Raw genomic sequence first — 23,479 nt, 5'->3', positions numbered from 1 at the left:
AAAAGAAAACGATTACATCTAAAGCGTGCACTTTTTGTAAAAAATTGTCTTTATAAAGTTTACTTAACAAAATGTGCAATATTTATGTAGATATGGAGAATAGACTGAAAACTTCAACCGAAAAAATAAAGCGTATTAAAGAAAAAGTAAATACGTCCCTTGAAAAGGCTGATACCTTGAAACAAACAAGCGCTTCAGATCTGAGCCAAGTTGTTTTGATTTTCGAAAATAATAAATATGCAAAAGCAGTTTTTGGTAAATTTGACGAAAATCTCGCTTATATCGAAAAAAAACTCGAACTTAGTATTCATCCGCGTGGTAATGAAGTCTTAATCCGTGGAAATATTTCTGTTATAAAACGTGCGCAATATGTATTGCAGCAGCTTTATGAACGAGCCAAAACACATCAAGAGCTCACTTTATCAGATATAAAAGGAGCGATTTCTATGGCAAATATACCAAAGAAGCAGAAAGAAGACACAATAGCACACAAATCTGCAACGAAACGTATACCAGCAAGGTTGAGTACCCATAAAAAAATAATTCATGCAAGAACTCCAACACAAGACGCTTACATAAGCGCTATGGAGCATACTGAACTTGTGTTTGGTATAGGACCAGCAGGAACAGGAAAAACGTATCTTGCTGTTGCTCATGCTGCAATGCTTCTAGAACGCGGTATCATTGAGCGAATTATTCTCTCACGTCCGGCTGTTGAAGCTGGAGAACATCTTGGTTTTCTTCCCGGTGACCTCAAAGAAAAAGTCGACCCATATTTACGACCACTTTATGATGCTCTTTATGATATGATGCCCGCTGAAAAAATAGAACGCATTTTAGCCTCTGGTGTCATAGAAATTGCTCCTCTCGCCTTTATGCGCGGACGAACACTTGCCCATGCCGCTGTTATTCTTGATGAGGCACAAAATACTACACCCATGCAAATGAAGATGTTTCTCACACGTCTTGGAGAAGGAACGCGTATGATTGTTACCGGTGACGTAAGCCAAATTGATTTGCCTATAGGGCAAAAATCAGGTCTCATTGAAGCAATTCGCATTCTTTCAAATGTAGAAAGTATCGCAATTGTGCATTTTGATGAAAAAGATGTTGTACGCCATCCACTTGTTGCTGCTATCGTTGGTGCTTATGATCGTGATTCAGAAATACAAAATAAAAAAAATCATTCGCATGCGATGCATTAAAAAATGAATTTGATTCATCATGATTATTATTGATATAATGATTAAAAGCGCAGGGTGGAATGATGAGAAAATGCTTTATAATATCACTGAAAAAGCATTAATGACAACTATGCATCATGTTTCATTGGCAAATGTTGTAAGCGAGATTAGCTTGCTTTTTACGAATGATGAACATATGGCACAAATCAATGCACAATGGCGCAACAAAAACAAATCTACTAATGTATTATCCTTTCCTGCTTTTCCACTTAAGGCTGGAAATCGACCTGGTCCCATGCTCGGTGATATTATTATTGCCCGAGAAACTGTTGTTTTCGAAGCAGAGAAAGAAGGAAAAACATTTCAAGACCATTTAACACATATGATTGTTCATGGTATCTTGCATCTGCTTGGTTATGACCATGAAACTGATGATGAAGCATATAAAATGGAAAAGCTCGAAAGAGAAATTCTTCAAAAGCTTTCCATAAGAGATCCTTACGCATAATTGTCTATCAATGATAAAATTTAACTTTTAAAATTAATATTACAAGCATACCATTTAAAGCCTCTTATTTATCTATTATAAGAAAGAAAGTTTAGAAGATTTCAAAACCATGGACAACAAAATAAATACACAAAATAATAGTCAAACATCTTCTAACAATGAAAAAAAATCTTCTCAACAGACGAATCATACAGAAAAATATTCTCTGATGAATCATTTATTTTCATTCTTACGTGGTCGTAATTGTGCACCTACGTCACTGCGCGATGATCTTACCGTTGCCCTCACGACTAACAATGAAAAAGATACCGCCCCCTTCTCGCCTGAAGAACGTACTATGCTGCATAACATTTTACGTTTACGTGAAGCACGCGTGGATGATGTTATGATACCTCGTTCTGAAATCGAAGCATTAGAAATAAACACTTCACTTGGAGAAACCCTTAAATGTTTTGCAAAAATTGGTCATTCTCGCATACCCGTTTATGCTGAAACTTTAGATGATCCGCGCGGCATGATCCATATCCGCGATATTCTTAACTATATGATTCGCTTTATTATCAATCCAACAAAAACCGAACAAAAATCCGATTTTCTTCAATTAAACCATACAGACTTACATACTCCAATCGGTGAATTGGACTTGATCCGAACAGTTCTCTTTGTTCCCAGTTCTATGCTTGCAAGCAAATTATTAACACGGATGCAAACTACACGAACTCAAATGGCTTTAGTTATTGATGAACATGGAGGAACAGATGGTCTCGTTTCAATGGAAGATATTGTTGAGTTAGTCGTTGGGGATATCGAAGATGAACATGATAATGTCGACAATGCTATCGTACGTGAACCCAATAATAAATGGCTCGTTGATGCAAGAACTGAACTAGAAGATGTGGAGAAAGCTCTTGGTCCTGATTTTATCGTAGGGGAATATGGTGATGAAGTTGATACTATTGGTGGTTTGATCGTCTCCATTCTTGATCGCATTCCTGCCAAAGGTGAAATTGTTGAAGCTGTACCTGGCTATAGATTTCGTATTTTAGAAGCTGATAAACGCCGGATTAAACGGTTGCGCATTTTTCGCATTCCAAAAAATGAGAATCTTGAAAACAATGCCATCCCTAAAGAATAGTTCAGCGTTTTTACACAATTTCATTGTTTTTTTATTCTCTGTTACAGGCTGGAAACGCCAAGCATGGATATTTCTGTGTGGTGCTCTTACTTCTTTTGCACTTCCACCCTTTTATTTAACACCTCTTTGCTTTTTAACTTTCCCTCTCTTTATTGTTTTACTGGACTCAATACAAGCCACCAAAAATAATAAAAAACATTTTTTTACTTACGCTTTAAGCTGTGGAACCTTTGGTTTTAGTTATTTTATTTGCGGCCTTTGGTGGCTATGCAATGCTTTGTTAACAGATCCAGATTCTTTTGGTTGGGCCGTCCCATTAGCCATTTTAGTCCCTCCACTCTACCTTTCTCTTTATTGGTTTTTTTCTGGTTTCATTGTCGGTTTATTATGGACAAAAGGAATAGCACGCTTTTTTGTTTTAGCCTTTGCATTAGGATTGTCCGAGTGGTTGCGTGCGTTTTTATTCACAGGATTTCCATGGAACTCTCTTGGCTATACAGCCATGCCAACCCCAATGTTCATGCAATCTGATGCAATCGTGGGACTTTACGGAATGAATATTCTTGCTGTCTTAGCCTACAGTTTGCCAACTGTTTTACTCACAGATGAAAAAAAGAAAGTGGCACTTTCTCTTTGCTTATCACTTATCTTCATTCACTGTGGTTTTGGGTTTTATCGTCTTCATACTATAGAAGACACAGCTGAAGATCAAAAAAGTGCTTATTGGGTGCGCATTGTTCAACCGTCCATCCAACAAAATATAAAATTGCGTGATAATACACGAGAAGCTATGTTGGAAGCGCATATGAAGCTAAGTGCAACACCAACAACCGATCAAAATTCAGAACCCGATTTTATCGTATGGCCTGAAGCTTCCGTTCCTTACCTTCTCTATGATCAATCATCTATCACAATGCACATCGCCTCTCTTTTAAAACCTAAACAATGGGCTATTGTTGGAGCAATACGCGCCAGCAATGATCTACCTCATTCCCAAACACAATATTTTAATACAATTGCAGTCATTAATGCTCAAGGTAATATTTTAAATACTTCCGATAAACTTCATTTGGTTCCTTTTGGTGAGTATCTTCCTTATCAGAATTTATTGAAAAAAATTGGATTGCGCACCCTTGCCGATAATATTGGTGGATATAGTGCTGCAAGTGTGCGCAAAATTGTTACAATGCCAAACGGATTTTCTTATCTACCCTTGATTTGTTATGAAGCAATATTTCCCCATGAAATGACTTTCAAAGGCTCCCCGCCTCAAGCAATTATTAATATTACAAATGATGCATGGTTTGGTGTAACACCTGGACCCTATCAACATCTTCAACAAGCACAGCTTCGTGCCGTTGAACTGGGAATTCCCCTCATACGGGCAGCCAATAATGGCATATCAGCTGTTATTGATTCTTATGGACGAATCGTTGTAGCTCTTCGACAAAATGCTGTGGGCATTATTGATTCACGAATTCCATCATCCATTACCCCTATAGGAAGCAATGAATACAGAACTTTCTCTACTTTTACCTTATTCATCCTTATGCTATTGTGTCGTATTGGTTTTGGTTTTACAAAACAGCTTAAATGATTCAAGTGCCCTTTGTACGGTATTATGTTGCGTGTACCAGTAATATTGGGAAAAAATATTACATATTGTTTTAATTATATGATAAATCAACTGCGCATAAATATGATGTTGGTTTAGAAGAAAAATGCTGGAAATAAAGAGTTGCATTATGACCGAAACTAGAAAAAAACCTGACCCTATAGATATCTATGTTGGAACTCGTATCCGTTTACGTCGTAATATTTTAGGACTCACTCAAGAGAAACTAGGTGAGAAATTAGGAATTACTTTTCAGCAAATCCAAAAATATGAAAAAGGAACAAACCGTATTGGTGCCAGCCGTCTTCAAGCGATAGCGGAAATTATGGATGTTCCTGTTTCTTACTTTTTTGATAAAGGACTTACCTCCCAACAAGTAGAAGGTTTTGCTGAAAGTGAACACAATTTTATAGACTTTTGTTCTAGCAGCGAAGGGATTCAGCTCATGCGCGCTTTTACAAATATATCTGATGCTAAAGTGCGTCGAAAAATTATTGACTTGGCAAAAGCACTTTCTGAGGAAGATTTGACAAATAAGTTATAAATTAAAATTATATCTTTTCTCTTTTATTCATATACATTTGCATTGGCTATTTGCTGTAGAATTAGCAAATGGTGACGACTTTAGTAAGCAATTGATTAAATCGTTGGTTTTCTTTTTTGAAGGAGTTCCTATGCCGCATCAAGATTATCTTTTTACGAGCGAATCGGTATCGGAAGGACATCCTGATAAAATTTGTGATCGTATTTCCGATGAAATCGTTGATATGATCTATAAAGAAGCTGAAAAGACTGGTACTGATCCATGGTTAGTACGCGTTGCATGTGAAACTCTCGTCAGTGTCAACCGTGTTGTTATCGCTGGTGAAGTGCGTGTTCCCGATACGCTATTAAAAAAAGATAAAAATAAAGAATTCATCTATGATAAGACTGGCTTTCCACTCATTAATCCTACACGTTTTCGTACAGCAGCGCGCCGTGCTATTCGTACCATTGGCTATGAACAAGCAGGATTCCATTGGAAAACTGTTAAAATTGATGTTCTTTTGCGCCCACAATCAGCTGATATAGCAAGAGGGGTTGATAATGCTACGGATCGGCATGGTGAAGAAGGAGCAGGTGATCAAGGCATCATGTTTGGATATGCTTGCCGTGAAACACCTGATCTCATGCCTGCGCCAATTTATTATGCGCATAAAATTCTCAAACTTCTTGCCGCAGCCCGTCATAAAGGAGAGGGAGAAACTGGAAAATTAGGACCAGATGCTAAAAGCCAAATAACCATACGTTATAAAAATGGAAAACCGATAGAGGTCACATCCATTGTTCTTTCAACGCAGCACCTTGATGAAAGTTGGGATTCCAATAAAGTGCGTACAGTGGTTGAACCTTACATTCGCCAAGCTTTACATGACATTCCCATTTCAGCTCAATGTAGTTGGTATATAAACCCAACAGGAAAATTTGTCATTGGTGGTCCTCAAAGTGATGCCGGATTAACGGGACGCAAAATTATTGTGGATACTTACGGAGGTGCAGCACCCCATGGAGGCGGTGCTTTTTCAGGAAAAGATACAACAAAAGTTGATCGTTCTGCTGCCTATGCGGCACGCTATCTGGCTAAAAATATTGTTGCTGCTCATTTAGCAGAAAGATGCACCATTCAACTCTCCTATGCAATTGGTATTGCACAACCTTTATCTATTTATCTTAATCTTCATGGAACAGGAAAAGTCGATGAAAAGGTTATTGAAGAAGCCATCCGCAAAATAATGGACCTTTCACCTACCGGCATTCGAAAACATCTTGACCTCAATAAACCTATTTATGCAAAAACAGCTGCCTATGGTCACTTTGGTCGTAAACCAAAACACGATGGTTCGTTTTCATGGGAAAAAACTGATCTCGTGAAAACGCTTCAAACAATGATCCAAATCCCATGATTAAACATAATATACGTAAGAGTGAAGCATTTTTTGGACGCCGACAAGGAAAACAACTTCGAAACAATCAGCTTACACGTATACAAATGCTTCTCCCCAGTTTGAATATTGATTTAAATGTCCCTCCTCCCTTAAACCTTACATCTTTATTTTCAAGCAAAGTAAGAGAAGTTCGACTTGAAATCGGTTTTGGTGGAGGTGAACATTTACTTCATGAAATGGCATATTTTCCAAAAACCGGTTTTATCGGTGTCGAGCCCTTTATCAATGGCATGGCAAAAATATTGTCGTCTCTTGAACAGCATCAAAACCATCAAAATCGTCTTCGCCTCTATAATGATGATGCTACACGCCTTCTGGATTGGCTCCCTGATAATTCGCTTGATGGAATAGACCTCTTCTATCCTGATCCTTGGCCGAAAAAGAAACACTGGAAACGACGCTTCATCAATATAAAAAATCTTAACCGTTTTTCTCGTGTTCTTAAAATAGGAAAATTTTTTCGCTTTGCTAGCGATATAGACAGTTATGTAAACTGGACTTTGTACCATTGTGCACAACATGATCACTTTGAATGGAAAGCAGAAAGCCCTCAAGACTGGAAACTCCCTTATCCACTATGGAGCGAAACCCGCTATGAAGCAAAAGCTCTCCGCGAAGGACGAACGCCTGCCTATCTTACCTTTATCAAGAAATAAATGATCAAGCGCTTTTCTCATAAACAACTTGAAAAATTTTGAATTTAAGAGTATCAATAGTTAAATTCTTGGTCTTATGATGAAGAGTGGGCCGTTGGACCCGCTCTTTTTTAATATCATAAAACTGATGAAACCAACTTGGATAAAATTTATGAATGAAGTTGAAAAAATAAGCAATCTTGACGAACCGCGCCTGTTTGAAGAAGATGGTATCGAAGCACAGGTTGCTGCTCTTGTCATACCACTACTTAAACCTTTAGGTTTTCGTTTGGTTCGCGTGAAACTTCTTGGTCAAAATGGTTTAACACTTCAAATTATGGTTGAACGTGCCGATGGTTCTATGACCATAGAAGATTGTGAAACGGTTAGTCGAACTGTTTCTCCCCTCCTTGATGTACAAAATGTTATTGAACGCAAATATCATTTAGAAATCTCATCCCCTGGAATTGATCGTCCATTGGTAAGAAAATCTGATTTTTTTCATTGGCAAGGTCATCTTGCAAAAATTGAAACCAAAATAACAATTGATGGGCGCCGAAAATTTCGCGGGACACTTACAAATATCACGCAAGATGGATTTATTTTAAACACTGATAAAGCTGCTTATGGAGAAGCCATGTATACCCCTATTTCCTTTTGTGATATTATAAATGCGCATTTAGTGCTTACCGATGAGCTTATTCGCGATGCATTGAAACAAAATAAAGATTTAAGTCAACAATTCATTGCCGAAGAGAACGCTAACGACTCTATACAGACGCTCAATTTCAAAAAATAATATCACTGGGAAATACCCATCGTGTGGCACAAAGAAGGAGAAAATTGATGGCTACAAGCGCTAACAGGCTTGAGATTCTGCAAATTGCAGATGCTGTTGCACGTGAAAAGTCAATCGACCGTGAAATTGTCATTTCTGCGATGGCTGATGCTATTCAAAAAGCAGCACGTTCTCGTTATGGTCAAGAAACCAATATTCGTGCTGAAATCAATTCTAAAACAGGTGAAATTAAATTACAGCGCCTGCTTAAAATCGTTGATGTCGTTGAAGACTATACAACGGAAATTACTTTGTCTGATGCTCTCAAACGTCAAGCAGAAGCAAAAATTGGTGATTTTTTTGCTGATCTTTTACCTCCTATGGATTTTGGACGTATCGCAGCACAATCTGCTAAACAGGTTATTGTACAAAAAGTACGCGATGCAGAGCGTGATCAGCAATATGAAGAATTCAAAAATAAAGTTGGTGAAATTATTTCTGGTACAGTTAAGCGTGTGGAATATGGTAACGTCATCGTTGATCTAGGGCGCGGTGAAGCTATTGTGCGCCGTGATGAATTAATTCCTCGTGAATCATTCCGCTATGGAGATCGCATTCGTGCTTTTGTCAATGATGTACACCGTGAAACGCGTGGGCCGCAAATTTTCCTTTCACGCACCCATCCCCAATTTATGGTAAAACTTTTCACTATGGAAGTACCTGAAATTTATGATGGTATTATAGAAATCAAATCTGTTGCTCGTGATCCAGGCTCACGGGCTAAAATCGCCGTTGTTTCACGCGATGGTTCCATTGATCCTGTTGGAGCATGCGTTGGAATGCGAGGAAGTCGTGTACAAGCTGTTGTTGCTGAATTACAAGGCGAAAAAATTGATATTATTCCTTGGTCGCCTGATGCGGCAACATTTGTCGTTAATGCACTGCAACCTGCTGAAGTTTCTAAAATCATCCTTGATGAAGATGCTGAACGGATTGAAGTTATTGTGCCAGATGATCAACTTAGCCTTGCTATTGGACGACGTGGGCAAAATGTTCGCTTGGCTTCGCAACTAACAGGATGGAACATTGATATTTTAACGGAAAAAGAAGAATCTGAGAATCGTCAAAAAGAATTTACTGAACGGAGTAAATTGTTTATGGAGGCCTTAGAGGTTGACGAAATGATCGGACAGGTTATGGCATCAGAGGGTTTCTCTTCTATTGAAGAAATCGCCTATATTGATCTTGAAGAAATTGCTTCTATTGATGGTTTTGACCATGAAACTGCTAATGAAATCCAAAGTCGTGCCCGCGAATATCTTGATCGGCAAGAAAAAGAGCTCGACGAAAAACGTAAAAAACTCGGAGTTTCTGACGAATTGCGAACACTTCCTGGAATGACAAGTGCTATGTTGGTTGCTGTAGGTGAGGATGGTGTAAAAACGATAGAAGACTTTGCTGGCTATGCCGTTGATGATTTAGCTGGTTGGAGAGAACGTAAAGAAGGTCAAACACAGAATTTTTCTGGTATTTTAACCCCTTTTGACATTACACGCGCAGATGCAGAAGCTATGGTTTTAGCCGCACGTGTACAAGCAGGCTGGATAGACCAAGCTGATCTTGTTACAGAAAGTCCTGTAGAAGATGAAAATTCTGCAGAAAATGAAAAAACAGATGATTTGGATGTGGATACACTTTAAATGAATGAACGGACTTGCATTGTAACCAGAAAAAATGCTTCAGTACAAACACTGATCCGTTTTGTTATTGGTCCCAATAACCAAATTGTTCCTGATCTTAAAGCGAATTTACCAGGGCGTGGCGTTTGGATTTCTGCCCATCACGCTGTTATTGAGAAAGCAATCAAACAAAAAGCTTTTCATAGAAATTTTAAAACAGATGTTGAAGTTGCACCAAATCTTGTGCATGTTGTTGATACGCTTTTACTAAAAGCCGCTCTTTCAAGCCTTTCCATGGCGCGAAAAGCGGGAGCAATTGTTATGGGAGCAACAAAGGTTGACGCTGCTATCCGCTCTGGTAAAGTTATTCTTGTACTTCATGCTAAAGAAACAACAGAAGATGGGAAACGAAAAATTGCACAGGCCATCCATTCAATACAACAACAAACAAATCGGACTATAAAAACCATATCTTTATTTACAAGTGATGAAATGCGAGTGGCTTTTGGCTCTAATCCTGTAATGCACGCGGCCTTACTGGACACAAAAGCTGCTGGAGGATTTCTCAAAACAACATGTAAATTGATCAGCTATCGTGACGACAAGCATAGTAAGTCTAGTGAGATGACGGCACAAGCCGTGAAGGAAGTACAATGAGTGAAAATAACAACGACAAAACAACCGTCAAGAAGACACTAACTCTCAAGAGGTCTGTCTTGGAAACGAGTACGGTTAAACAAAATTTTAGTCATGGCCGTACGAAGGCTGTCGTTGTCGAAACCAAACGGCGTAAAATTACGCGACCTGATGAAAAATCTGAAACCCTACAGCCCATTACAAAGCCGCATGTGGCTTCTCAGCGCTCTAAACCACGTTTTGAGGAAAAAAAGCCTCAAGAATCTGTAGCCAAAAGCAATCTTTCATCGGCTGAAATGGAAGCAAGACTTCGCGCATTAGAAGAAGCACATATCCAAGAAAGAATAACGCGAGAACAAGCCGAAGAAGAAGCAAGGCGCGCTAAAGAGCGTGAAGAAATTTTACAGCAAGAAATTAAAGAAAAAGAAATACATCTCCAACAAGAAGAAGAAATATCGCCAGTACAGATTCCACCTGTTCCCCCTCTCATTGAACAGACAGATATTCCTATTGCACCTAAACATACAACCGTGGTTGAAAAACGCAAAATAGATGACAATAAAGAGGAAGAACGGCATAGTCGACGTGCTAATCCTGCTAAGTCAGACATACGTATACCCAAAGTTGTCAAAGGAGCTGATGAGCGGAGACGCGGAAAGCTAACTCTGAATAGTGCACTGGATGAAGAAGGAAGCGCACGTGGGCGCTCAATGGCTGCAATGCGGCGTAGACAGGAAAAGTTTAAGCGTGCACAAAATCAAGAACCAAGAGAAAAAATTTCTCGCGAAGTTGTTCTTCCTGAAACGATTACCATTCAAGAGCTCGCACAACGTATGACTGAGCGTTCTGTTGATGTGATTAAATTCTTGATGAAACAAGGACAAATGATGAAACCGGGCGATGTTATTGATGCAGATGTTGCCGAACTCATCGCTGTTGAATTTGGCCATACTGTTAAACGTGTTTTAGAATCTGACGTAGAAGAAGGTATCTTTAATATAACAGATAATCCTCAAAACATGCAGCAACGCCCCCCTGTTGTAACCATTATGGGCCATGTTGACCACGGAAAAACTTCTCTTTTGGATGCTATTCGTAAAGCAAATGTTGTTTCTGGCGAAGCAGGAGGTATTACGCAGCATATTGGTGCCTATCAAGTAGAACAAAACGGTCAAAAAATTACCTTTATTGATACACCAGGGCATGCTGCATTTACGGCTATGCGTGCACGCGGAGCGCGTGTTACTGATATTGCTGTTCTCGTTGTAGCCGCTGATGATAGTGTTATGCCTCAAACGATTGAATCAATCAATCATGCGAAAGCTGCTGGTGTCCCTATCATTGTTGCTATCAACAAAATTGATAAACCAGCTGCGAATGCACAAAAAGTGCGTACAGAACTTCTACAACATGAAGTGTTTGTTGAAACTATGGGTGGAGAAACTTTGGACGTTGAAGTTTCTGCTAAAACTGGTCAAAATCTTGATAAACTTCTCGAAGCTATCCTTCTTCAGGCTGAAATGCTTGATCTGAAAGCAGATCCTCAACGAACTGCAGAGGGCGTTATCATTGAAGCCAAATTGGATCGCGGACGTGGGTCTGTTGCAACAGTTCTTGTTCAAAAAGGTACATTACACCCTTCTGATATTATCGTTGCCGGAAATGAATGGGGTCGTGTGCGTGCTTTGATTGACGACCATGGCCGCCATGTCAAAGAAGCTGTTCCCTCTACACCAATTGAAATTTTAGGCATGCAAGGAACACCACAAGCCGGAGACCGTTTTGCTGTTGTCACACATGAAGCAAAAGCACGTGAAATTTCTGAATATCGTCAACGATTAGCACGTGATAAAGCTGTTGCGCGGCAAACTGGTTCACGTGGTTCTCTTGAACAGATGATGACAAAATTGCAAACGACTGGTGTTAAGGAATTTTCTCTTATTATAAAAGGGGATGTGCAAGGATCAATTGAAGCAATCGCTTCAGCATTGGAAAAACTCGGAAATGACGAAGTTCGTGCGCGTATTGTACATTCTGGTGCTGGAGGAATTACCGAAAGTGATATTTCTCTTGCGGAAGCTTCTAACTCTGCTGTAATTGGCTTTAATGTTCGAGCCAATAAGCAAGCACGTGATTTTGCTAAAACACAAGGAATTGAAATTCGTTATTATAACATCATTTACGATCTTGTTGATGATATCAAGGCTGCTATGTCTGGATTACTCTCACCAGAACAGCGTGAAACATTCCTTGGTAATGCTGAAATTCTAGAAGTCTTTAACATTACAAAAATTGGAAAAGTTGCAGGCTGTCGCGTTACAGAAGGTAAAATAGAACGAGGAGCCGGTGTTCGCCTTATCCGCGATAATATCGTTATTCACGAAGGAAAGCTGAAAACACTCAAACGCTTTAAGGATGAAGTCAATGAAGTGCAAAGTGGTCAAGAATGTGGAATAGCCTTTGAAAATTATGAAGACATGCGTGCAGGAGACATCATTGAGACCTTCCGTATCGAACATATTAATCGCACATTATAAAATAATCCAATAACTTTACTCTGTTGTGAAATGAGAAAAGTTATTAGGTTTTATACGCAATATCTCTTTTTCCTTATCTAAATGGTCAAAAAAGAGATCTTGTAGCAAGGATAAAACTTTGATGAAAAATGCAGGGCCATCACAACGGCAACTTAGAGTAGCAGAGCAAGTACGTCATGCAATAGCGCATATATTACAGCGTGATATTTTGCTTGATGATATCTTAAAAGATATTGTTATTTCTGTCTCTGAAGTACGCATGTCACCAGATTTAAAAATTGCTACTTGCTTTGTATCACCTCTCAGCACTCTTAAAAATGCTTCTCATACCGATGTTGTTGATACCCTCAATAAACGTAGTCGTTTTCTCCGTGGAGAAATCAGTCATGCGTTGCGACAAATGAAATATATGCCAGAACTGCGTTTCCGACTTGATAATAGTTTTGATAATTTTTCAAAAATTGATGCCCTCCTTCGCTCGCCTGAGGTTGCACGCGATCTTCACCATAGTGATACAGATGAGGATTAAAGATATGGCGCGGCAACATAAGAAAAAAGGGCGTCCTGTTTCTGGCTGGGTCATATTTGATAAACCAAAAGGAATGAAATCAACAGAAGCTGTTTCACAAATCAAATGGCTCTTCCATGCTCAAAAGGCAGGACATGCGGGTACACTTGATCCTCTTGCTTCTGGTCTCCTTCCCATTGCATTGGGCGAAGCAACCAAAACCGTCCCTTACGTGATGCAAGGCAAAAAAACTTACCGTTTTCATATTGCTTGGGGGCAAGAGCGCTCAACAGATGATCTAGAAGGAGAAATAACCAAAACATCTCTCAAACGTCCAACTCGAGAAGAAATACTTGCTCTTCTTCCTCAATATACAGGTATTATTTTGCAAACACCTCCACAGTTTTCAGCAATCAAAATTGCCGGAAATCGTGCCTATGATTTAGCGCGTGAAGGGGAAGTTGTTGAAATTCCGCCCCGTGAAGTGGAAATAGAAACTTTCAAGTTATTAGAAATGCCTACCAAAGAGCATTCTGCCTTTGAAATAACCTGCGGAAAAGGAACTTATGTGCGCTCTTTAGCACGCGATATGGGACGTGATCTCGGTTGCTATGGGCATATTGCTGATTTAAGACGTATTGCCGTCGCACCTTTTGATGAAGAAGATCTCATTACATGGGAGGAACTAAAAGCAGCCATTCCGCCAAATAAAAACACTACAGAGGAAAATAATCGTTCTTTTGAAAAAAAATTCACAACACTTGATGGGCTCTTAATTGAAACGAGCGCTGCATTGGATTGCCTCTTTCATTATACCCTTAATGAAACCCAAGCACAAAGAGTTATGAAGGGGCATTCTATACCCTTGTGTCATCACAAAGTACCTCTTGATGAAGATGAAATTTGTGTCCTCTATAAGGAACAACTTCTTGCTATCGGCACCCTCGACAAAGGTCTATTTAAAGCAAAGCGGATTTTTACAATTTAATCGATTCTTTCCCCCTTTTGCGGAAAAATCATTTTTCTCTCTCAAATAAAGAAAATGTTTTGCTTTTCATTGTCTCCATTTTTCTTATTCACATCAAAAATTAAGTTAACGATACAAGCCAACACCATCATACACTTTGTCCCCCCTAATGTCACAACAGTCCTTGCATTTAAAAAGATTCATAAGCGGCATGTTATATCCCTTTTTCAATCTCTTTTTACTTACACATTAACCTCCGTTTGTAATGAATCAGCGAATGATTTGGATGGATTCAACCTAAACACATTTAAAATGAAATAATCCTAAGATATCTAGACTTTTACATTCAATATAAAAAACAGTTATTTATTCTTATAATCAATGTGTTGGAATCATATGCATTGCATCCAACCTTAAAAACTCAAGAATCTATATCATGTTAAATCACTCATTTGATCATTACAGTACACACCTCCATAATCTCTTTTTGGCGAAAAGAATTGTTTCGAATAGAAAAACTCAAACCTTAGGATTTAAACACATTGTAAGGATAATCCCTTCCAACTATCTATCCAATAAAAATTGATCGTTGACCACCTAAAAATGACATCATTATGCTTATAATCGATTATTCTAATCATCACGAAAGCACGCAAAGGTTTTGTAAAAATATCTGTAAAGAATAAGAAATTGTCAAGCTAGGGACTCGCTTATCGTTGTTTTTTGTATCGAATAAAAAGCTGGTATATCTCTTCATTCCATGGTTGGTATATTTTTTATTTCATGACTTTATTTATCTGATAATACTATATTTCTTCTCTTGCTTATAAAGCAATATTCAACCCTAATACTGTAACATTTTTGAAAGAAAGATTAAAATGGTTGGTATTTTGTAAACAGTTTCAACCTTCTATTCCAGATATGAGTAAAGATATATCTGGTTGAGTAATATTTAAAAGGATAAAATAGCTTCATTTTGAAAAAATATGCAAGCAAAAACAAGCTATTTTTCATCTTACTATTATCCCTTTCATTCGACTCTAATTTTTAAATAATAGGGATTACGCTTTGTCTTACGTTTTTATTTTTCTCGCTCTTTTAATATGATTATTTCTCACTCAAAATAGGACGCCTAAAATAAAAATTGTTGTGCTGCTTATTCACATACTTTTTTAAGAAACATTTCTCAATGCATTCGAACCTATTTCACAACAACGCTCGTAAAATATATAAAATTCATTGCGCATGGCCCCATCTTTACGCTTAATAAAAATATAAGCCGGTATCATCATTCTATTTTCTAATTTAAAGTGTCGTAATAAACCTTGGTACTCGAAATAGTTTATTAGAAATCCTCCTTTTTCTATCATACCCACTGTTACTTGTGACGTACAAGAAAATGGTTTTGATTGATGCAATATAAAGTGAGATAAACAGATTTGAAATGAGAAAAACTTAAATTTTTCAAGACTATTATTTACCATAAAAAATGATAATTAGTCATTTATAAGTCAATATATTAACTATTGTAATACCCGTTTTTTTGTTGTTGCACTTATGCAAAAAAATTGATCAAAATAATATTAACATAATTTAATATTTTACAAAAAAACTGTTTTAACCCTAAGGGAGATGATCAGAGGAAACTTTTAAAAGCATCTCATTGGCTTGAGGTATTGTTTGGCGTTCAATCATACGGTGCACTCTTATACCGTTAGGAGCACAATTTAAATGACGCAGACGCTTATTGACTTCTGCATCCGCTTTTGTGCGACGATGATTATGGCGTAAATAATCTACCCATGTTGGCATATGATAAGCCTCTGTCCAATATTCAGGTCTTTCAAGATCTCGTAAAAGAACCCACTGACGCGCACCATCACGTAACCGAATATGGCGTCGACGCGTCATCACTTTAAGAAACTCTTCGAGATCATTTTCATGAATTTGATAATCAATCATTATCATGATCGGGCCACTTCTTGCTTTGAGGTCGAGTAATAATTCCGGCTCTCTAAAATGATCAAGAGGATTTAAATCTATCTGAGGAATTTCTTGAATTCTAAACTTTACCCCCGCAAGAGCACCTAAAATCAAGAATAGAGAACAAATGCTCAAAGCAATTGTTGGAGAATAACCATCAGCCAAAACTCCCCAGATTGCACTTCCAATAGCCATCCCCCCATAAGATGCCGTTTGATAAAGTGCTAAAGAACGAGCTACAACCCAGCGTGGTGTGGAGAGTTGTACAGATGTATTAAACAACGATAATGCCAAAACCCAACATAAACCTGCAGGAAATAAAGCGATATGGCTTATAATCAGTGAACGGCTTATTCCCAATAAAAAGCAAGAAAAGGCAAAACCAATAAATGCACTTGCAATAATTGTTTCTGAACGAAAATGATGCCGTACAAATTCATTAATAATACCTGCTGTCATGGCTCCTAACCCAAAACAACCCAGCAACGTACCATAAAGAAGGGCATTTCCTCCGAGAACTTTATGCGCAACAATTGGCAAAAGTGCTAAAATAGAAATTGCTCCTATACCAAAAAGGAACGCTCGAACCATAATACTTAAGAGATTAGGTGACATCGCAACATAACGCAAACCATCTGAGACAGCTCCTAACAGCCTTTCTCGTGGCAATGAGTTGTTTTCATAATTCGACTTCCAGAAAAACAACGCACCAATAAGAGGAATATAGCTTATAGCATTAAACAAAAAAGCAGCAGATGCCCCCAAAGTTGCAATGATGGCACCACCAATCGCAGGACCAACACTCCGCATCAAATTAAAGCCGACACTATTCAAACTAACAGCAGCAGGAATATTTTCCCTGCTCACAATATCTCCTATCGTTGCTTGCCAAGAAGGATTATAAAAAGCTGTACCACATCCAATCAAAAACGTAAAACATAACAAAAGCCAAGGTGTTAGAAATCCCATATAGGCTAAAATAGATAAACTCATGGATATGACCATCATCATAATCTGCGCACACAACATAATTTGACGCCGATTAAAATTATCAGCTAAGGCCCCTGCCATCAAAGAAAACATAACAAGTGGTAATGTTGTGGCACTTTGAACTAGCCCAACCATGGAATGCGAAGAACTAATCAAGGCCATTAACCACCCTGCTCCAACAGCCTGTATCAGCCCCCCTAAATTAGAAATAAGAGTAGATGACCATAAATTTCGAAATACCGAATTACGAAAAAGTTTTAATGTTGAAATGCTCTGCATCTTTTTCCTCCAAATCGGTATTTATCACTTTTGTTACCACATACACGCTCATAATCTTTGTATCAAAAGGATGCATAATTCTTTAAAAAACTTCTCATAAAACTCTATTTAAATCAATATTTCAAAACAAAAGCTTTTATTTAAAGAAAGACTTCAAAATGCTGTTAAGGACTAGTATTTTAACCTTCTTTCCTATATAAGAACGAAAATAGGTAAGAGTCTTCGACTTTTCCTGTTTTCTCACAGACCCTTGCTGAACGACATCTCGGCTATGGGTGGCCTTATGTTTCTTCGTTTTTGGAAAGGATAATACGATGTCGATTACAGCTGAACGTAAACAAGCTCTTGTCGCAGAATACGCAAATAAAGTTGGTGATACAGGATCACCAGAAGTACAAATTGCTGTACTTTCTGAACGTATTTCTAATTTAACAAACCACTTTAAATCTCACAAAAAAGATAATCATTCTCGTCGTGGTCTTTTGAAGATGGTATCTCAACGTCGGCGTCTTCTTGATTATCTTAAAGGAGTTGACCAAAATCGTTATCAGACACTTATAAAGAAGTTAGGTTTGCGTCGCTAAAAGAAAAATGGAAGTGGTATTTAAAAAACATCCATTTTTTCAACGTGTTGCTTTTAATTAAAAATTTTAAAAACTGATAAGTTATTATGGGATAGAACTGCTCATCGTTTCGCATTTAAGCAGTTTACTTCTTTTTTCTTGCAACAAAGATAAAAAGTATGTTGTCCATCCCAGATCTTGGAAGTATGCTACGCGAAACCAGAATGTGAGCAATCAAAGATTTAAACACTGGTCATTAAGGATAAAAAATGTTTAAAACGCACAAGATAGAAATTGAATGGGCCGGGCGTCCGCTCACCCTTGAAACAGGGAAAATAGCGCGTCAAGCTGATGGTGCAGTGATTGCCACCTATGGAGAAACGATTGTCTTAGCTACCGTTGTATCAGCCAAAATCCCAAAACCAGACCAGGACTTTTTTCCACTCACCGTTAATTATCAAGAAAAATCCTATGCTGTTGGTCGAATACCTGGGGGCTATTTAAAACGTGAAAGTCGACCAAGTGAAAATGAAACTTTGGTTTCACGTTTGATTGATCGCCCAATTCGTCCCCTTTTCGTTGAGGGATATAAAAATGATACACAAGTTATTGTTTCCGTTATACAGCATGATCTCGAAAACAATCCCGATATCCTTGCAATGATTGCATCTTCTGCCGCATTGACCCTGTCAGGTGTTCCTTTCATGGGGCCTATAGCCGGTGCCCGCGTTGGCTATTGTAATGGACAATATGTTCTTAATCCTCATATCGATGAAATGCCTGAATCAAAACTTGATCTTGTTGTTGCTGGAACAGAAAGTGCTGTTTTGATGGTTGAATCAGAAGCACAAGAATTACCGGAAGATATCATGTTGGGAGCTGTGATGTTTGGTCACAAAGGCCTTCAACCTGTCCTTGATGCTATTATAAAGCTTGCTGAAGTTGCTGCAAAAGATCCTCGTGATTTTGTTCCTGAAGATCTTTCTGAACTTGAAAAAGCGGTGCAGAAAATGGCAGAACAGGATATACGAAAGGCTTACACAATTACTGATAAGCAAGAACGTTATGCTGCAATTGATGCACTAAAAACAGAAATCCTCAATAAATTTATGCCAGAAACAGAAAAAGACTGTCAATTTAGTGCAGATCAAATTGCAACCGTATTTAAACAGTTGCAAGCAAAAATTGTTCGTGGAAACATTCTTGATACCCAAAAGCGTATTGATGGACGCAATCTTTCTACCGTGCGCCCTATCCAATCAGAAGTAAGTATTTTACCCCGCACACATGGATCCGCACTCTTTACCCGCGGAGAAACACAAGCTATTGTCGTTGCAACATTGGGAACTGGTGAAGATGAACAATATGTTGATTCTTTAACGGGTATGTATAAGGAAACATTCCTCCTCCATTATAATTTTCCACCATTTTCCGTGGGTGAAACAGGACGCCTTGGTTCTCCTGGTCGTCGTGAAATTGGACATGGCAAATTGGCATGGAGAGCAATTCACCCCATGTTGCCAAATAAAGAATCTTTTCCTTATACCATTCGTGCTGTCTCAGAAATTACTGAATCCAATGGATCTTCTTCTATGGCAACAGTTTGTGGAACGTCACTTGCTCTCATGGATGCTGGTGTTCCTCTAGCACGCCCTGTTGCTGGTATTGCTATGGGCTTGATTAAAGAAGGAGAACGCTTTGCTGTTCTTTCTGATATTTTAGGAGATGAAGATCATCTTGGAGATATGGATTTTAAAGTCGCAGGAACAGAAAATGGTATTACTGCCTTGCAAATGGATATCAAAATTGATGGTATTACCGAAGAGATTATGAAAATTGCGCTTGAACAAGCCAAAGGTGGCCGAATCCATATCCTTAATGAGATGGCGAAAGCTTTAACCAGTGCACGTGCTGAGCTGAGTGAATTTTCTCCGAGAATCGAAGTTATGAATATTTCTGTCGATAAAATCCGTGATGTTATCGGCTCTGGTGGTAAAGTTATTCGGGAAATCGTGGAACAAACAGGAGCAAAAATTAATATTGAAGATGATGGTACCATTAAAATTGCTTCTGCTGATGCTAAAACCATTGAAGCGGCAAAACGCTGGATCCATTCTATTGTTGATGAACCTGAAGTTGGTGCTATCTACCAAGGAACAGTTGTAAAAACTGCAGAATTTGGTGCATTTATAAACTTCTTTGGTTCTCGTGATGGACTCGTTCATATCTCTCAACTTGCATCAGAACGCGTCGCCAAAACAACCGATATTATTAAGGAAGGCGACAAAGTTTGGGTTAAGTTAATGGGCTTTGATGAGCGTGGAAAAGTTCGGTTATCAATGAAGGTCGTTGATCAAACAACCGGAAAGGAAATCACCGGTGATAAAGCGATGAATGAAGAAAAGTGCGTGGATGAAAAAAAACAACCTGAAAATAAGCGCCGCCGTAAGAAAAAAGAAGAGTAAGCCTTTCTTCTTATCAATCATGAAATGCCATCCCAATATTGGAATGGCATTTTTCTTTGAAAGAGCCCTATGTGTTATTATTTTTGCCTTTTGAAAATCATGAACTCCCGTATCCAGATCCAAGCCAATGTTGGCTGAGTTTCGGTTTAACAGAAGTTCCGGCTCAAAAATGGGCGCAAAATTTAAAAATTATTACGCCTTGGCGACCAGATTTTTTAAAATTTGTCGATACTCAATTTCACTGCTCTCCTCAAATAGATAAAACTTTCAACTATGATGGTGCATTTTTACATTTGAGCAAATATCGTGGTTTTAATCAAAATTGTTTTCTTGATTTATTAGAATGCGTTAAACCCAATGGATGGGTTGTGATCAGTGGGAATAAAACTGCTGGTGCTGCTTCAATGATGAAATGGGTCAAAAATATTGTCCCCATCACCAATAAACTGTCTAAAAATCATGGTCTGGTATTTTGGCTGCAAGTTCCTCCACAAATAGAGAAACAGAATATTGTACAATTGCGCTCACCACCGCTTACTTTTGGTAAATTTCAAACTACTTCTGGTATGTTCTCACACGGTCGTATTGATCCAGGATCTGCTGCGCTTGCTTCTTATATGCTCAAAGTTATTTCTGGAAAAACAGCTGATTTTGGTGCTGGATGGGGTTATCTTTCTCACGTTGCGCTTGAAAGAAGTGAAAAACTCACTGCTCTCGACCTTTATGAAGCAGACTACAATGCTTTGAGAGCAGCAAAACAGCACCTTAAATCCATAACAACTCCTTTTCCAATTCATTTTTATTGGCATGACCTTGTACATGAACCTATCACAAATCTATATGACACAATCATTTCAAATCCACCGTTTCACACACAACAAACAACAGATGTTTCATTAGGAAAAAATTTTATTATAAATGCTGCAAAGTGCTTAAAGCCAAGCGGCAGTCTGCTTTTTGTTGCAAACCGCCACCTGCCTTATGAAACATTATTAAAAAATATTTTCCGCACAGTGTTGATACACGAACAACCCCATGGTTTCAAAATTATCGAAGCACGCAGATAAACAGAACAAGCAATAACTTTCAAAGAATAAAACGTGAAAGATCGATATCAGCAGCAAGCTCGCCAATAGATTTTCTCACGTAAGCAGCATCAATTGTAAATGTTGTTCCAGCTTTATCAGGCGCGGTGAAAGAAATTTCATCCAAAACGCGCTCCATCACTGTTTGCAAACGACGTGCCCCTATATTTTCAATCCTTGCGTTTAAATCTACAGCAATATCTGCTAAAGCATCAATTGCATCATCTGTAATTTCCAAATGAACCTCTTCCGTTGCCATAAGAGCGATATATTGTTTAATCAAACTAGCTTCTGGTTCCGTTAGAATGCGTCGTAAATCTTCCCTTGTTAAAGGGTTGAGCTCCACACGGATGGGCAAACGTCCTTGAAGTTCCGGTAATAAATCAGATGGCTTGGAAACATGAAATGCACCTGAGGCAATAAAAAGAATATGATCGGTTTTTATTTGCCCATATTTTGTAGAAATTGTTGTTCCTTCAACCAAAGGCAAAAGATCCCGTTGAACGCCCTCACGCGAAACCGCAACACTTGCTCCACCATCCCTGGTTGCAATTTTATCAATCTCGTCGATAAAAACAATACCGTCATTTTCAGCAACACGAAGCGCCTCTTGAATAATTTGCTCCTGATCAAGGAGTTTTTCAGATTCATCATCAATGAGCGGCTTAAAAGCATCTCTTACTGTTGTCTTACGGACTTTTGTACGACTGCCCATTTTTCCCAAAATATCTGATAAATTCATAATACCCATTTGCGCCCCAGGCATACCAGGAATATCAAAGGTTGAAGCACTACTGCTATTATTATCGGCGACTTCAATTTCAATCTCTTTTTCATCCAATTCACCTTCACGCAATTTTTTACGAAAACTATCACGAGTAGTAGGACTTGCTGTTTTACCAACAAGGGCGTCTAAAACACGCTCTTCAGCATTCACGTGGGCCTTTTCTTTTATTTCATCCCGTTTCTTTTCACGCACAAGAGAAATGGCAATTTCAACAAGATCTCGAATAATTTGCTCAACATCACGTCCCACATAACCAACTTCAGTAAATTTAGTCGCTTCTACTTTAACGAAGGGTGCTCCAGAAAGTTTTGCTAATCGACGTGCAATACCAGTTTTACCAACACCTGTTGGCCCTATCATTAAAATATTTTTTGGCATAACTTCTTCACGCATCGGCTCATCAAGCTGTTGCCTACGCCACCGATTGCGCAGTGCAATAGCTACAGAGCGTTTGGCATCATTTTGGCCAATAATAAAACGATCAAGTTCAGAAACAGTCTCACGAGGGGAAAATACAACACACATTTAAATAGCTTTCTCTAAAGAAGATAATTCTGCATCCAATGTTTCAATCGTAAAATGATCATTGGTGTAAACACAAATTTTAGCGGCAATAGCCATAGCTTTACGAGCAATAGTTTCTGCATCCAAATCCAAATCCATGAGTGCACGCGCTGCCGAAAGCGCAAAATTTCCTCCAGAGCCAATTGCCATAACCCCATCTTCTGGTTCTAAAACATCACCAAGCCCTGTTAGAGCCAAAGTTACTTTCTTATCAGCCACGAGCATCATTGCTTCGAGACGACGCAAATAGCGATCTGTTCTCCAATCTTTTGCAAGTTCTACACAGGCACGCATAAGCTGATCAGGATATTGTTCAAGCTTTGTTTCCAATCTCTCCAGTAATGTAAAAGCATCTGCCGTAGCACCTGCAAAACCAGCAATAACCACTCCGTTCTTTCCAAGACGACGCACTTTACGTGCATTGCCTTTCATAATTGTCTGTCCAAGAGAAACCTGACCATCACCGGCCATCACGACTTTTCCACCTTTTCGTACCGTAATAATTGTTGTACCATACATTATGTCTGGCTTATGTTCTGTCATAAGGAAACTCCTTAATATTAACTTTACTTTTTAATATTGATTTCTTTTCATAC

19 protein-coding genes are annotated in these 23,479 nt (G+C 38.5%); 16 read left to right on the top strand and 3 right to left on the bottom strand.

All coding sequences use genetic code 11. The annotated features are described in order from the left end of the window. Window positions 1–104 precede the first annotated feature (104 nt). The 13 genes from ACFILZ_RS06310 to truB all read left to right on the top strand — a co-directional run bounded on the left by ACFILZ_RS06310 (window position 105) and on the right by truB (window position 14,188). Entirely contained in the window at window positions 105–1,205 is a 1,101-nt protein-coding gene (locus ACFILZ_RS06310) for a PhoH family protein (RefSeq protein WP_375610576.1), read from the top strand. 19 nt (window positions 1,206–1,224) lie between these two features. Continuing rightward, a complete protein-coding gene (ybeY, locus tag ACFILZ_RS06305; protein ID WP_375606792.1) occupies window positions 1,225–1,692 on the top strand; it encodes an rRNA maturation RNase YbeY in 468 nt (155 codons plus the stop codon). A gap of 109 nt (window positions 1,693–1,801) precedes the next feature. Then, window positions 1,802–2,827 carry a hemolysin family protein gene (locus tag ACFILZ_RS06300; RefSeq protein WP_375606791.1) on the top strand — a complete coding sequence of 342 codons (1,026 nt, stop codon included), beginning with the start codon at window positions 1,802–1,804 and terminating at the stop codon, window positions 2,825–2,827. After that, window positions 2,790–4,424, top strand: a complete 1,635-nt coding sequence (lnt, locus tag ACFILZ_RS06295; protein ID WP_375610544.1) for an apolipoprotein N-acyltransferase — start codon at window positions 2,790–2,792, stop codon at window positions 4,422–4,424. Before ACFILZ_RS06300 ends, lnt begins: the two co-directional genes overlap by 38 nt. 148 nt (window positions 4,425–4,572) lie before the next feature. After that, complete coding sequence (locus ACFILZ_RS06290; protein ID WP_375606789.1) at window positions 4,573–4,986, top strand: helix-turn-helix domain-containing protein; 414 nt, start codon at window positions 4,573–4,575, stop codon at window positions 4,984–4,986. A 130-nt stretch (window positions 4,987–5,116) separates the two neighbouring features. Beyond that, window positions 5,117–6,385, top strand: a complete 1,269-nt coding sequence (metK, locus tag ACFILZ_RS06285) for a methionine adenosyltransferase (RefSeq protein ID WP_375606788.1) — start codon at window positions 5,117–5,119, stop codon at window positions 6,383–6,385. Further along, the gene (locus tag ACFILZ_RS06280; RefSeq protein WP_375610545.1) at window positions 6,382–7,083 is read left to right on the top strand and encodes a tRNA (guanine(46)-N(7))-methyltransferase TrmB; all 702 of its coding nucleotides are present in this window, start codon (window positions 6,382–6,384) and stop codon (window positions 7,081–7,083) included. The genes metK and ACFILZ_RS06280 overlap by 4 nt, the downstream gene beginning before the upstream one ends. 151 nt (window positions 7,084–7,234) lie before the next feature. Then, window positions 7,235–7,861: a ribosome maturation factor RimP gene (gene rimP / locus ACFILZ_RS06275; protein WP_375606786.1), complete on the top strand. Its 627-nt coding sequence runs from the start codon at window positions 7,235–7,237 to the stop codon at window positions 7,859–7,861. Window positions 7,862–7,908: 47 nt separating this feature from the next. Next, a complete protein-coding gene (gene nusA, locus ACFILZ_RS06270; RefSeq protein WP_375606785.1) occupies window positions 7,909–9,540 on the top strand; it encodes a transcription termination factor NusA in 1,632 nt (543 codons plus the stop codon). Continuing rightward, window positions 9,541–10,176 (top strand): RNA-binding protein, encoded by a 636-nt coding sequence (locus tag ACFILZ_RS06265; protein ID WP_375606784.1) that lies wholly within the window; start codon window positions 9,541–9,543, stop codon window positions 10,174–10,176. Further along, complete coding sequence (gene infB, locus ACFILZ_RS06260; RefSeq protein ID WP_375606783.1) at window positions 10,173–12,692, top strand: translation initiation factor IF-2; 2,520 nt, start codon at window positions 10,173–10,175, stop codon at window positions 12,690–12,692. The genes ACFILZ_RS06265 and infB overlap by 4 nt, the downstream gene beginning before the upstream one ends. 121 nt (window positions 12,693–12,813) lie before the next feature. After that, complete coding sequence (rbfA, locus tag ACFILZ_RS06255; RefSeq protein ID WP_375606782.1) at window positions 12,814–13,221, top strand: 30S ribosome-binding factor RbfA; 408 nt, start codon at window positions 12,814–12,816, stop codon at window positions 13,219–13,221. 4 nt (window positions 13,222–13,225) lie between these two features. After that, window positions 13,226–14,188 (top strand): tRNA pseudouridine(55) synthase TruB, encoded by a 963-nt coding sequence (gene truB, locus ACFILZ_RS06250; RefSeq protein WP_375606823.1) that lies wholly within the window; start codon window positions 13,226–13,228, stop codon window positions 14,186–14,188. 1,602 nt (window positions 14,189–15,790) lie between these two features. On the opposite strand, the gene ACFILZ_RS06245 is transcribed toward truB, so the two are convergent. Further along, window positions 15,791–17,419, bottom strand: coding sequence for an MFS transporter (locus ACFILZ_RS06245; RefSeq protein ID WP_375610546.1), 1,629 nt, complete (start codon window positions 17,417–17,419; stop codon window positions 15,791–15,793). Between the two features lie 314 nt (window positions 17,420–17,733). Between ACFILZ_RS06245 and rpsO the strand changes: the two genes are divergently transcribed. The 3 genes from rpsO to ACFILZ_RS06230 all read left to right on the top strand — a co-directional run bounded on the left by rpsO (window position 17,734) and on the right by ACFILZ_RS06230 (window position 21,514). After that, on the top strand, window positions 17,734–18,003 hold the full coding sequence (gene rpsO / locus ACFILZ_RS06240) for a 30S ribosomal protein S15 (RefSeq protein WP_005774142.1): 270 nt from the start codon (window positions 17,734–17,736) through the stop codon (window positions 18,001–18,003). A gap of 248 nt (window positions 18,004–18,251) precedes the next feature. Then, a complete protein-coding gene (gene pnp, locus ACFILZ_RS06235) occupies window positions 18,252–20,447 on the top strand; it encodes a polyribonucleotide nucleotidyltransferase (RefSeq protein WP_375610547.1) in 2,196 nt (731 codons plus the stop codon). Window positions 20,448–20,518: 71 nt separating this feature from the next. After that, window positions 20,519–21,514 (top strand): class I SAM-dependent methyltransferase, encoded by a 996-nt coding sequence (locus ACFILZ_RS06230; protein WP_375610548.1) that lies wholly within the window; start codon window positions 20,519–20,521, stop codon window positions 21,512–21,514. A 19-nt stretch (window positions 21,515–21,533) separates the two neighbouring features. Here ACFILZ_RS06230 and hslU read toward each other — a convergent pair whose 3' ends face one another. Both hslU and hslV read right to left on the bottom strand, forming a co-directional pair. Beyond that, entirely contained in the window at window positions 21,534–22,844 is a 1,311-nt protein-coding gene (hslU, locus tag ACFILZ_RS06225; protein WP_375606778.1) for an ATP-dependent protease ATPase subunit HslU, read from the bottom strand. Beyond that, window positions 22,845–23,426 (bottom strand): ATP-dependent protease subunit HslV, encoded by a 582-nt coding sequence (gene hslV, locus ACFILZ_RS06220; protein WP_012754621.1) that lies wholly within the window; start codon window positions 23,424–23,426, stop codon window positions 22,845–22,847. Window positions 23,427–23,479 lie beyond the last annotated feature (53 nt).

The organism is Bartonella sp. AP40SXNS, from assembly GCF_042195825.1.
Classification (GTDB): Bacteria; Pseudomonadota; Alphaproteobacteria; order Rhizobiales; family Rhizobiaceae; genus Bartonella.
Note: the sequence above shows the minus strand (reverse complement) of the source record. Positions and strands in the feature narration are given on the sequence as shown.